General features: G+C 33.2%; 8 protein-coding genes. 4 read left to right on the top strand and 4 right to left on the bottom strand.

Annotated features, from left to right (window positions below):
- Positions 1-9: 9 nt before the first annotated feature.
- The 4 genes from ACT53I_RS03945 to ACT53I_RS03930 form a co-directional block, all read right to left on the bottom strand.
- The gene (locus ACT53I_RS03945) at positions 10-2,001 is read right to left on the bottom strand and encodes a S9 family peptidase (protein ID WP_476078519.1); all 1,992 of its coding nucleotides are present in this window, start codon (positions 1,999-2,001) and stop codon (positions 10-12) included.
- Between the two features lie 64 nt (positions 2,002-2,065).
- Positions 2,066-2,599 (bottom strand): DUF1697 domain-containing protein, encoded by a 534-nt coding sequence (locus ACT53I_RS03940; RefSeq protein ID WP_476078518.1) that lies wholly within the window; start codon positions 2,597-2,599, stop codon positions 2,066-2,068.
- 31 nt (positions 2,600-2,630) lie between these two features.
- On the bottom strand, positions 2,631-4,121 hold the full coding sequence (locus tag ACT53I_RS03935; RefSeq protein ID WP_476078517.1) for a hypothetical protein: 1,491 nt from the start codon (positions 4,119-4,121) through the stop codon (positions 2,631-2,633).
- 126 nt (positions 4,122-4,247) lie between these two features.
- Positions 4,248-7,733, bottom strand: a complete 3,486-nt coding sequence (locus ACT53I_RS03930; RefSeq protein ID WP_476078516.1) for a glycosyltransferase family 117 protein — start codon at positions 7,731-7,733, stop codon at positions 4,248-4,250.
- A 271-nt stretch (positions 7,734-8,004) separates the two neighbouring features.
- On the opposite strand from ACT53I_RS03930, the gene ACT53I_RS03925 reads away from it, so the two are divergent.
- The 4 genes from ACT53I_RS03925 (at position 8,005) to ACT53I_RS03910 (ending at position 13,153) form a co-directional block, all read left to right on the top strand.
- On the top strand, positions 8,005-9,042 hold the full coding sequence (locus ACT53I_RS03925) for a PLP-dependent cysteine synthase family protein (RefSeq protein ID WP_476079374.1): 1,038 nt from the start codon (positions 8,005-8,007) through the stop codon (positions 9,040-9,042).
- Positions 9,043-9,116: 74 nt separating this feature from the next.
- A complete protein-coding gene (locus tag ACT53I_RS03920; RefSeq protein ID WP_461376125.1) occupies positions 9,117-10,391 on the top strand; it encodes an aminotransferase class I/II-fold pyridoxal phosphate-dependent enzyme in 1,275 nt (424 codons plus the stop codon).
- A 66-nt stretch (positions 10,392-10,457) separates the two neighbouring features.
- A complete protein-coding gene (rnk, locus tag ACT53I_RS03915) occupies positions 10,458-10,868 on the top strand; it encodes a nucleoside diphosphate kinase regulator (protein ID WP_213195889.1) in 411 nt (136 codons plus the stop codon).
- A 95-nt stretch (positions 10,869-10,963) separates the two neighbouring features.
- A complete protein-coding gene (locus ACT53I_RS03910) occupies positions 10,964-13,153 on the top strand; it encodes a B12-binding domain-containing radical SAM protein (RefSeq protein WP_476078515.1) in 2,190 nt (729 codons plus the stop codon).
- Positions 13,154-13,179: the final 26 nt, after the last annotated feature.

The following is a 13,179-nucleotide window of genomic DNA, read 5'->3' as shown; positions in this document are numbered from 1 at the left end:
TTAAAATTTCTACAAAGTTTCTTTCAACCAATCGAAAAATTCTCTTTGCCAAACTAGACCGTTTTGAGGATGTAAAACCCAGTGGTTTTCATTAGGGAAATAAAGGAATTTGGTTTTCAGACCTTTCATTTTTGCTGCTTGAAAAGCTTCCTGACCTTGTTCATAACCTACTCGGAAATCCAGTCCTCCTTGAATCACCATAATTGGTTTATTCCATTGGTCTACAAAATTGATTGGGTTAAAATCGGTATACGCTTTTGGTAAAGGTTTTTCCCAAGGTGAACCTAAATCCCAATTCGCAAACCATAATTCTTCGGTCGTTCCGTACCAAGATTTCATATCAAACAATCCGTCATGAGCAATGAACGTTTTGAATCTATTTTCGTGAACTCCAGCCAACATGAAAACGCTGTAACCGCCGTAACTAGCTCCTACTGCAGCCATTCTATCACCATCTACATAAGGTAAAGTTTTTGCAAAATCTGCCGCTGCTAAATAATCTCTAATTGGTTGTCCTCCCCAATCTTTAGAAATATCTTCGTTCCATTTGGTTCCCCAACCTGGCATTCCTCTTCTGTTTGGTGCAACTACGATGTAATCATTTGCAGCCATCAAAGCGAAATTCCAACGAGTAGAGAAAAACTGAGTTAAAGCAGATTGTGGACCTCCTTGACAATATAAAAGTGTAGGATATTTCTTATTTGGATCAAAATTCGGTGGATAATGGAACCAAACACCCATTTCTTTTCCATCAGAAGTTTTTACCATTTTCAGTTCAGATTTTCCTTGAGATAATTTAGCGTAAGTATTTTCATTTACAGAAGTTAGCTGTATCATACTTCCGTCTTTAACATTAACTTTAAATAAATCTGCATTATGGTTAATATCTGTTCTGGTTACCAAAACGTTTCCGCTTTGGAAGGCAATGATTTCATTCACATCAAAATTACCCCCAGAAATTTGCTTCACTTTCCCATCTAAACCGATGTGGAAAAGCTGTTTTACACCTCTGTAAGCAGTAGAAAAATAAATATTTTTAGAATCTGGACTCCATGCTATATCTCCCACTACACTTTCGTCCCAAGATTTAGTAAGATTTGTGATTTTTTTAGAAGCCAAATCCATCACTACAATGTCATTTTTATCTGCTTCATAACCATCTCTCGCCATAGATTGCCAAAGCAAAGACTTTCCATCTGGAGAAAACTTAGGATTTACATCATAACCCATCATTCCTTCTGTCCAATTTTCTGTTTTACCAGAAGCTAAATCATAGGCGTAAATATCTGTATTAGTGCTGGTTGCATAATCTTTGCCCGACTTTTTCTTGCAAACGTATAAAACTTTAGAAGAATCTGAACTCCAAACGAAATCTTCGCTTCCACCATGAGGTTTTTGAGGAGAATCAAAAGGTAAATTTTCTAATAAATCTTTAGCTTTCGCAACATCTTCACCTACATTGGCAACGAAAACGTGGTTGTATTTTCCTTCGTTCCAAGCATCCCAATGCCTGTGATTAAGGTCTGTATAAATTTGAGCTGTCGTTTTAGGAAGGTCAGAATATTTGTCTTTTCCCAACAAATTTTCTACGTGAACCGACTTACTAAAAGCGATTTTTTTACCATCTGGAGAAATGATAATATTGTCTGCATCACCAATGGTATAAAATTCAGTCCAAGTTAATCCTCTGTCTTTAGAAATATAGATTTTATCGCCTTCTGAAGCGTAAATTCCGTTTTTGTCCCATTGAATTAAAGATTTTTTACCAAAATCAACTTTAGAAGTTTGATTTTTTGACAAATCGTAGTAAAAGTGTTCTTTGTTGGTCTTTTCGGTTTTCAAATCTACTTTTCCTACGCTGTAAAATAGCCCAGATTGAGACGGTTCTACTGCAGTAACCGAGAATTTATTAAGCGTCCAGAGAATTTCTGGCGTCATCACCTGTTGTGCTTTCATAAGGAAAGGTGCTGCTAGAGCGATAATTGTATGTTTTAGTTTCATTTTATAATGATTTTAGCGGTCTAAAATTACTTAAATTTATGGATAAATTTTCTTTGCCTCATTCTTAAAGGATGAAAAATTTATTGACAATTTTTTCGATGGTGTTGATATTTCGGCTGGTTAGAATGTTTTTAAAAGATTTCTTTCCCAAAATCTTACCAAACTCACAGTCAAGCGTATTTCCTTTAGGAATTTTCCAATAAAAATTACCGTTGATTAATTTGGCTTCTTCATGCTCTTGATGATTGGTTTTTAGAAATTCTTGCATCAAAAGATTTTCGTCTCCCGAATTACAAATAAAACTGTAAATATGAAGATTTTCATTTTTCTCAAAAGGAGAATTTTCTAAAATTCGCTTTACTTCTTCATCAGTTTTTAAAAACAAAAATGCTTCGTAATGAAAATGCTCGGAAAGTGCTTTTTCTAATTTCTGTTTTAAATTTTCTGGAGCTTCATCAGATTCAAATAAAATATTTCCTGTTGCCAAAACGCTAGAAACGTCTTTCATTCCTGCTTTTTTGAAAACATCACAGACTTCTGCCATTTTCATTGCAGTTCCGTTTACGTTTACGCCGCGTAAAAAAGCACAGTATTTCATAGGTTAAGGCAAAGACAAAGTTTAAGGTTAATTATTTTCTTTTGTAGAGATTATAATCCGTTCCAGAAGGTTTTAATCTGTATATTTTTTCCAAAATTTTATTGTCAGAATTTAAGTGATTTTTAATTCTAAATTCCTTCAACAATCGATAATTTTCTTGATAAAAACCACCATCTTTTCCTTCAAATAAATTTTTCGGAGCCAATAAATACTTTGGTTTCCTTTTTTCGACGGTGTTTTTCCAATAATTGGCTTTGTCTTTTTTGATTTCGGTTTGAATTTCTTTATCCACCAAACCTACTTCGTCTATTGCTTTTAAACCTGAAAAATATGGAATATAACCTGCTGGTTCCAACAAAATGTATTGATTTTTATCCTTCTCATAATCTTTTAGAAACATACCAATGCTTCTTCTGTAATTCCATTCTCCGTTTCCTGTGGCGATAGAATGAACCGTTTGAAAAGCTGCCATCGGTAAAATATAAAAAATAAAAAGCAGAAAAATCCACCAAAATTTATATGTTTTTTGTTCTAAAACAAATACCAAAATCACTGCAAAAAGCAAAATCTGTGGAACCCAATAATACCAATCAAAATAACTTCTTTGAGAAATAAAAATCAATTGTTTTGTCCAGCTAAAAAGGAAAATAATCCAGATGAAAAGGTTTTTGCTTTCTCTCTTCGAAATGATGTATAAAAACGCTAAAAGCTCGAAAAATAAAACTAAAATCGTGAAAGGATTAAAATCTCCAGGAAGTTTCAGCATTCCCCAGAAATTACCATAATTCATTAGGAAATATTTCCACTGAAGACCTAAACTCATGTTTTTAGCGTACGTCACACTTTTGGCAACAATGGTATTATTTACCAATTCACCGAAGTAAAACCAGTTAAAACTCATCAAAACGGCAACTCCTAACATTCCACCTAAAATGTAGAACCAACGATTTTTTTTATTCCAAATAATATCGACCAAAAAGACGACACCTAAGAAAATCACCGTATCTATTCTGGTGAAAAGAATGAGAATGGGGAAAAGAATTTGCGCCCAGATTTTATTCTGTTTGAAACCGAAATACAACAAAGCCATTTCTAGAAAGAATAAAAGTCCATATTCCATACCTAGAATTGAAATTTTAATAGATGGTGGCAAAATGCCAAATAAAAAAATAAAAATTGCTTGATGTACAGGATTTTCGAGGATTAATTTTGAAAGAAAGTAGCTCCCAATCGTAAACAATAATGAATTGAAAATCAATAATGGATAAATGAAGTTTTCTTTGCCAAAAACCAAGTTAAAAACATAAGAAACAAACACATACAAATGCGTAGTAGAAGCAGAAATTTTAGTTTCTCCATTGAAACCAATAACACCGTAATCCAATAAGTTTTGCGCTACTCTCCAAGTGATAAAAGCATCTTCCTGAATATGATGCGTGAGCAAAAAAAGAAGTTTTACCAAAACGGTAAAAACTACTGCCAAAAGAGGAAATTTTGCGTACTTCTGTAAAGTTTCAGACATTTTTTCGTGTAAATTTTTACAAATATAGTTTTAAAAAATTCGCTGTCAAAGATTTTAGACTTTCAGTCATAAAAAAATCCGTCAGAAAATTTCTAACGGATTTTATATTGAATTTTAATTGAAAAACTAGTTCGTAGCTTTCATCATTTGTCTGGTGATTTCTGCTTCTTTTTCTTTTGGATAAGTAGAATCATAAGGTTTCATCACTTCGAACAAATAAGAATAAAACGGTGTGATTTTTTGTACTTTCTCAGCTTCGTTGAAGGCTTTTTCTTTTCCTGCCATCTGTAAATCACTGATGAAATTTTTAAATCTCTTATCAATCGGTTCGATGGATTTTAACAAGTAATTGTAACCATTATCTTTTTGACCGATTTTCTTATACGCATCAGAAACTGCTCCTGTTACCAATGAATACAAGATAGGTTGAGCATTCATCTGTTTTTTCACATATTTCTGTTCATATTTAGAAAGCGACAAATAATAGTCATATTCTTCGAAAATATCTCTTTTTAATTGCTCTGCCAATTGTAATCCTTTTTGTTCTTGACCTGCAACAATATATCCATAAACCATTGCGCTTAAAGAACGAGGGTCATTATATTTGGTAGAAGGAATTTCTCTGCTCGCTAAATCTAAAACTTCGATAGCTTTTGCTTTTTTACCTTCTAAAGTCAATGCTTCTGCGGCTCTACTTGCAGAACTTCTGTAACTTACGATGTTCTGTGTACACGTTTCGTCCATGTGAACATTTAGATTTTTGAAATTGCCCCATTTGTAATTTTTGACAATTTTATATAAATCTTCAGCATCTACTCTTCCCATTTCGCCATCTTCTCTTTCTTCTGTTTTAATAGGAACCAATCTGTAAGTGAATCCATCAAATTGAAGATAATCTTTCAGATAGAAAATGTTTTCGTCATCATAAATTCCACCCACTGAGAAATTGATAGGACGTTTCCAATCGAAATTCGCCAAAATATCCATTAAAATATAATTGGATTTGAACATATTTCCTCTTCTGTAATCTATGGTAATTTGGTCTACTGTATTTGGTAAATCTTTAGCAGAAATGATTCCAGATTTCACGGCATTTGCTTTATTTACAGGCAAAACAAATCTAGAAACAGGCAAGAAATTAAAACGCTCATATTTATCTTCTCCAAAAAGTAATTTTAAAATTTCATCTTTTTCTGAACTTCTTTTTCTTAAGAAATTTACGGCGTCTTTGATGTTCATAGAATCTTGAACCATATATTTTTTGTAAGGCTCAAATAAACTCTCTGGAACTCCTGCATCTACATTATTCTGAATAAAATTTTTCCAATCTTCTGCAGAAAGTAAAACTACTTGATCATTGGTTCCATCTCTGTATTCTTCGTGCGTAAGAACTGACGGAACTGGCATTGAATTGTATGTTCTGCGTTTTACTTGGTCTATATTCCAAGGTGTTCCTAGAAGCGTGAAATTCACCACTTTTACATCATCTCTGAATTGCTCCGTTTCTTGTAATCCCCAAATTGGATACGTATCATTATCACCATAAACGAAGAAAATATCATCTTTTGGAAGGGATTTTAATGAAGAATAAGCAAAATCATAAGCCGCATAACGCTCACTTCTATCGTGAGAATTATAATTCTGGAAGCCCATCATCAATGGAACTCCTAAAAGAACGACACCAGTAATCCAAGTAGCTGCATTTGATTTAATTTTTTCTTGTAAATACCAAAGAATAGCTGCAGCTCCGAAACCAATCCAAATTGCAAAGGCGTAGAAACTTCCTACCATTGCGTAATCTCTTTCTCTTGGTTCAAAAGGTTTTACACCAGTGTAGAAAATAATTCCAAAACTGGTTAACACAAATAAAGAAAGAATTGCCCAAAATCTTCCAAAATCTTTATTGAACTGGAAAAACGCTCCCAAAAGTCCTAAAATCAGTGGTAAAAAGAAGAAATAAACTGTACTTTCATTTTTGAATTTTGCAGGCATATCTTTTTGACTTCCCCATTGCATTTCATCAATTGCAGGAATACCAGAAACCCAGTTTCCATTGGTATTTTCCATGTGACCTTCTAAATCGTTCTGTCTTCCTACAAAATTCCACATGAGATACCTTACAAAATAATATCCTATTTGAAATTCTACAAAATACGTGAGATTTTGTGCTAATGTAGGTCTATGAACCTTGATTAAATCATATTCTCTGGCTTGTTTGTAATCATCAAGCGTGATGTTTCCGTCTTCAAATTTTTGTCTTAATTGGTCAAAAACTTCTTTAGCTTGAGGATTATCTGCAATATCTTGATTGTCATAATTGAATTCAAAATCTGGCGCTCCATACATAGAAATGTAATTGCTCATCACGGTTTCATCTTCATTGAACATTCTCGGCATAATGCTTACATGTTCTTTAGAATAAACGTAATTGAAACGCTCTCCTACAATATCATAACGACCGGTTTTTTCATTTTTTTCGTATACATCACCTGTTTTTTGCGTTTTATAACTACCATCATCATTTTTTTCAATTCCATAATTATCTAAATATGCGGTATAGTTTTGTCCATAAGAAGTTGGCCAATCTCCGTATTGCTCACGATTGTAATAATCTAGCATTCCGATGGCGTTATTTGGATCATTAAGGTTCATCGGCGGATTTGCATTCGCTCTAATCGGAATGACTAACCAACAAGAAAAACCAATAATCATGTAGATTACTGACAGTGCAATAGTTTGATATAATTTGCTTTTAGATTTTCTAGCATAAGAAATTCCTAAATACATTAAAGCAAACAAAATGATAAATGCTGCAATCGTTCCTGAATGGAAAGGTAAACCTAACCCATTAACAAAGAAAATTTCTGATTTACCGAAAAGACTCATGATAATTGGGAAAATTCCTTTGAAAACTACTGCTAAAATGAAAAGTGTAACCAAATTAGCGATGATAAAACTCTTCCAAGTAAATTCATAATTTCTAGCGTAATAAACCAAACAAACGGCTGGAACGGCTAACATCACCATCATGTGAACTCCCACAGAAAGACCTGTAATGAAGAAAATTAGAATGAGCCAACGTTCATTATCACTGTCATGATACTCGTTTTCCCATTTGGTAATGAGCCAAACCAAAAGTGCAATAAACATAGATGACATAGAATAAACCTCTCCTTCTACCGCAGAAAACCAAAAGGTATCTGAAAAAGTAAAAGCTAAAGCACCTATGACACCAGCAAAAAGAATTGCAATCTCGTCTGAAACAGTTACGTCTTCGAAGTCTTTATTCAAAAGCCTTCTTACAAAATGAGTAATCGTCCAAAATAAAAACAGTATGGTGAATGCACTGAATAGTGCAGACATAGCATTAATAATTACAGAATATTTAGAACCATCTCCGAAGCCAAAAATAGCTGCAACAGCACCCATTAACTGGAATAGAGCAGCACCAGGAGCGTGCGTAACTTCTAATTTTACAGCAGATGAAATGTATTCTCCACAATCCCAAAAACTAAAATTAGGTTCAATAGTAGATAAATAGGTGAAAAATGCGATTGCAAAAACCACCCAACCTAAAATGGTGTTCCATTTTTTGAAAGTCCAATTCTTCATAGAAATTTTTAAAAATTTACAATGTTGCGAAATTAAGTTTTTTTATTCTGATATTTTCTAAAACATAGATTTATTAAGAATATTTTAAGAAAAAAAATGAAAAAATAAATTTAAACATTTGTTTGGCTTAAAATTTGGTAAAGAATTGAACAAAAAACATGAAAAAAATCATTTCTATTTGCTTTCCGTTCAAAATGTTAGGACAAAATGATAAATTTATTTGATTTTTTTCTTATTTTTGCAATCGGTTTTTTAGAGAAAAATGAAGAAAATGACGAACGTTTTTGATAATATTCTCGGGTTAATTGGTAATACTCCAATGGTGAAACTTAATGAAGTAACTAAGGATATTCCAGCAAAAGTTTATGCTAAAATAGAATCTTTTAATCCGGGGCATTCTACTAAAGATAGAATCGCGCTTCATATTATAGAAGCTGCCGAAAGAAAAGGTCTTTTAACTCCTGGTGCTACTATCGTAGAAACCACTTCTGGAAATACGGGCTTTTCTATCGCTATGGTAAGTATTATAAAAGGATATAAATGTATTCTTTCTGTAAGTGATAAAACCAAGCCAGAAAAAATTGCTTATCTTAAAGCTTTGGGTGCTACTGTATACGTTTGTCCTGCTTCTGTTCCTGCAGACGATCCTCGTTCTTATTATGAAGTAGCGAAAAGAATTGCAGCAGAAACACCTAATTCTATTTACATCAATCAATATTTTAACGAGCTGAATATAGACGCACATTATTCTTCTACTGGTCCAGAAATTTGGGAACAGACAGAAGGAAAAATCACTCATCTTTTTGCTTGTACAGGAACTGGTGGAACACTTTCTGGTTCTGCTAAATTTTTAAAAGAAAAAAATCCTTATATTAAAGTTATTGGTGTAGATGCAGATGGTTCTATCCTAAAAACCTATCACGAAACAGGTGAAATAGACCCTTCTGAAATTCATTCATACCAAATTGAAGGTTTAGGAAAAAACCTTATTCCATCCGCTTTACTTTTTGATAGAATAGATCATTTTGTGAGAGTAAATGATGAAATGAGTGCTTATTGTACTAGAGAAATTGCTCTTAAAGAAGCGATTATGGGCGGTTATACTACTGGAGCTGTTTTACAAGCACTTAGACAATATGCAAATGCAAATCCTTTCTCAGAAAACGATTTAGTAGTCCTTATTTTCCCTGACCACGGTTCTAGATACATTACCAAAGTATACAGTGATAAATGGATGGAAGAACAAGGATTCATCAATAATTGTGTCCATAATTACGAAGAAGTTTTTAAAACAGAATACATTAAATAAAAATAGAATTCAGATGTCCTTCTTGGCATCTGATTTTTTTAAAATTTAAAATACAAATCTACAATATCATCGAAATGAAAGATATTTTTGAAAGAATTAAAGAAAATCCTGGTCCTCTAGGTCAATTTGCAGATTATGGTGAAGGTTATTTCATTTTCCCAAGATTAGAAGGTCCAATTGGCCCTAGAATGAAGTTCCAAGGAAAAGAAGTAATTTTTTGGAGTGCAAATGATTATTTAGGACTCTGTAATCACCCAGAAGTTCTAGAAGCTGATGCTAAAGCAGCTGCTGAATATGGTATGTTCTATCCTATGGGAGCTAGAGCAATGTCTGGTGAAACAGAACAACACTTACAATTAGAAAGAGAATTAGCTGATTTCGTAGGCAAAGAATCTGCTTATTTATTGAATTTCGGTTACCAAGGAATGCTATCTACGATTGATGCATTGGTTTCTAGACATGATGTAATTGTTTATGATTCTAATTCTCACGCTTGTATTGTAGATGGAGTTCGTCTTCACATGGGAAAAAGCTTCATGTTCCGTCATAACGACATGGATAGCTTCGAGAAAAATATCAAAAGAGCGACTAAAGTTGCAGAAGAAAACGGCGGAGGTATTTTAGTAATCACTGAAGGAGTTTTCGGGATGACTGGTCAACAAGGAAAGCTTAAAGAAATTGCTGAGTTCAAAAAACAATACAGTTTCCGTTTATTAGTAGATGATGCTCATGGTTTCGGTACTTTAGGGAAAACTGGAGCTGGAGCTGGAGAAGAGCAAGGTTGTCAAGACCAAATTGATGTGTACTTCTCTACTTTTGCTAAATCTATGGCTGGTTTCGGTGCATTTATCGCTGGAAACAAAGAAATCATCAGATACTTAAAATTCAATCTTCGTTCACAAATTTTCGCAAAATCATTGACGATGCCAATGGTAATTGGAGGTTTAAAAAGATTAGAACTTTTAAGAACCAGACCAGAAATCAAAGCTAAACTTTGGGAAAATGTAGAAAAACTCCAAAAAGGATTATTAGACAGAGGTTTCAACCTTGGAAATTCTAACACTTGTGTTACTCCTGTTTTCATGCAAGGAACACCAGTAGAAGCTACTCTTCTAGTTAAAGATTTAAGAGAAAATTTTGGAATATTCACTTCTGTAGTAGTATATCCAGTAATTCCAAAAGGAAGCATTCTTCTAAGATTAATTCCTACAGCTTCTCACACAGATGCTGAAATCAATGAAACTCTTGCTGCTTTTGAAGCTATTCACGATAAATTAGTGAATGGTGTTTACAAGCAACAAGCTGAAAAATTATTAGAAGAACAAAATTTGAGTTTTAAACCGCTTTAATTTTTATTAAAATAAAAAATTGAAACCGTTTGGAACTCCAAACGGTTTTTTTAATGCATAAATATTATGAAAAAAGTAACTTTAACTAAGAATGATTACACTAGAATTTACAAAGCCATCACTGATGCTAAAAATTCTAAAACCATTAACAGCAATGAGGCCGAAAAGCTTTTGTCTGAGCTAAGTAAAGCAGAAATTGTACCTTCAGAAAAGATTGATAAGGATGTAGTCACTATGAATTCTGAAGTAAAACTTTTTTTTGAAAACACTCAAAAAGAGCAATCCTTTAAAATTGTATATCCACAAGATGCCAATCTAAAAGAAAATAAAATCTCCATTTTTTCACCTATTGCTACAGCATTAATCGGTTACAAAATCGGTGACGAAATAGAATGGATTGTTCCTGGCGGAATGACCAAAATAAAAATTGTAGATCTTATTTATCAGCCAGAAGCAGCTGGAGATTTTGATTTATAAAATTCAATGAATTATAATCCGTGAGAAACTCTTCTGACGGATTTTTTTATTCCAAAAATCTATAGGAAAATCATACCTTTGCAAAAATTCATTTTTTGAAAGATTTACTGCTCATCACTCCTCCATTTACCCAACTCAATACGCCGTATCCTGCAACTGCGTACTTGAAAGGATTTCTCAATACCAAAAATATTTCTAGCTATCAAATCGATTTGGGAATTGAAGTCATCTTAGAAATTTTTTCCAAAAAAGGAGTAACCCAAATTTTTAACGTAAAGCCTGAAAATTTATCTGAAAATACTCAAAGAATTTATGCCTTAAGAGAAGAATATATCAAAACCATAGATGAAGTTATTGCTTTTCTTCAAAACAAAAAACCAACACTTGCAAGACAAATTTGCAGTATGAATTTCTTGCCAGAAGCTTCCAGATTTTATCAGTTAGATGATATGGAATACGCTTTTGGAAACATGGGATTACAAGACAAAGCAAAGCACCTCACTACCCTTTACTTAGAAGATTTATCAGATTACATCATAGAAAATATTGATGAAAATTTTGGATTTAGCAGATACGCAGAACGACTAGGAAGAAGCGCTAATTCATTTGACGAGTTATATCAAAAACTCCAATCAGACAAAACTTTCGTAGATAACTTTACACTTGAAATTTTAAATAAAAAACTTCTCGAAACTCAGCCGAAACTGGTTTGTTTTTCCGTTCCGTTTCCTGGTAATTTGTATTCAGCATTTAGATGCGCTCAATACATTAAAAATCATTATCCAAATATTAAAACGGCTTTTGGTGGAGGTTTTGCCAATACAGAACTCCGAGATTTAAAAGACAAAAGAGTTTTTGAATTTTTTGATTTCATCACATTAGACGATGGTGAACTTCCGATAGAATTACTTTTTGAAAATGTCTGTCATTCTGAGCAGAGTGAAGAATCTTTATTCAAGCGAACCTTCCTCTTAGAAAATGGAGAAGTTGTTTATAAAAACAATTCAGAAAGACACGATTATAAGCAAGTCGAAATCGGAACTCCAGATTACACAGATTTACCTTTAGACCAATACATTTCTGTAATAGAAATCGCGAATCCTATGCATAGTTTGTGGAGCGATGGAAGATGGAATAAACTCACAATGGCTCATGGTTGCTATTGGGGAAAATGTACTTTTTGCGACATATCACTAGATTATATCAAAATTTATGAGCCTATTGCTGCTAAAATTTTGGTAGACAGAATTGAAGAACTCATTGAAAAAACAGGAGAAAACGGTTTCCACTTTGTAGATGAAGCAGCACCACCAGCTTTAATGCGAGAAGTGGCTCTTGAAATTTTGAGAAGAAAACTCGTGGTAACTTGGTGGACAAATATTCGATTTGAAAAGAACTTTACCAGAGATTTATGCTTTTTATTGAAACTTTCGGGTTGTGTAGCGGTTTCTGGCGGTTTAGAAGTAGCATCTGACAGATTATTGAAACTCATCAACAAAGGAGTTTCGGTTTCTCAAGTTGCCAAAGTCACCAGAAATTTTACCGAAGCAGGAATTATGGTTCACTCCTATTTAATGTACGGCTATCCTACTCAAACCGAACAAGAAACCATCGATTCTTTGGAAATGGTTCGTCAAATGTTTGAAATGGGGATTTTACAAAGTGGATTTTGGCATCAATTTGCCATGACCGCACATTCTCCTGTTGGGAAAAACCCTGAAGAATTTGGGGTAGTTCCTCATTTGAAAGAGATTACTTTTGCCAATAACGATGTAGAATTTCAAGATAAAACCGGAATTGACCACAGTAAATTCAGTTTCGGACTCAAAAAATCGCTGTTCAATTATATGCACGGAATTTGTTTTGAAAATCCGCTGCAAGAATGGTTTGAATTTAAAATTCCAAAAACCACTATTCATCCTAATTATATTCACGATTGTCTTTTAGAAGAACATCACTTTAACACCAAACCAAATGCTAAAATTGTTTGGTCAGGAGCGAAACCTTTGGTAGAGTTTTTCACGAAATCAAAGAAAGGAAATTCTTGGGAAATGGCAACACTTACCTTCCATGAAAAGACCAATGTTTTTAGTATCAATTTAGAAAAAGAAAAAGCAGTTTGGCTTCTTGAAATCATTGATGAAATTTCTATTCATGCTCATAAAAACATAACATTCAATCAGTTAAAAGCCAAATATGAATTAGATTTTGATGATTTCGAATTGTTTTGGTATTCTAAACCGATGCAAATTTTAAAAGAAAACGGAGTCATCTTAGCCTTATAAAACAAAAAACTCGAGCAAAATTGCTC

It is taken from the genome of Cloacibacterium sp. DMC96, from assembly GCF_056313765.1.
The sequence above is the reverse complement of the archived record's forward strand: the minus strand, read 5'-3'. Positions and strand labels throughout refer to the sequence as shown.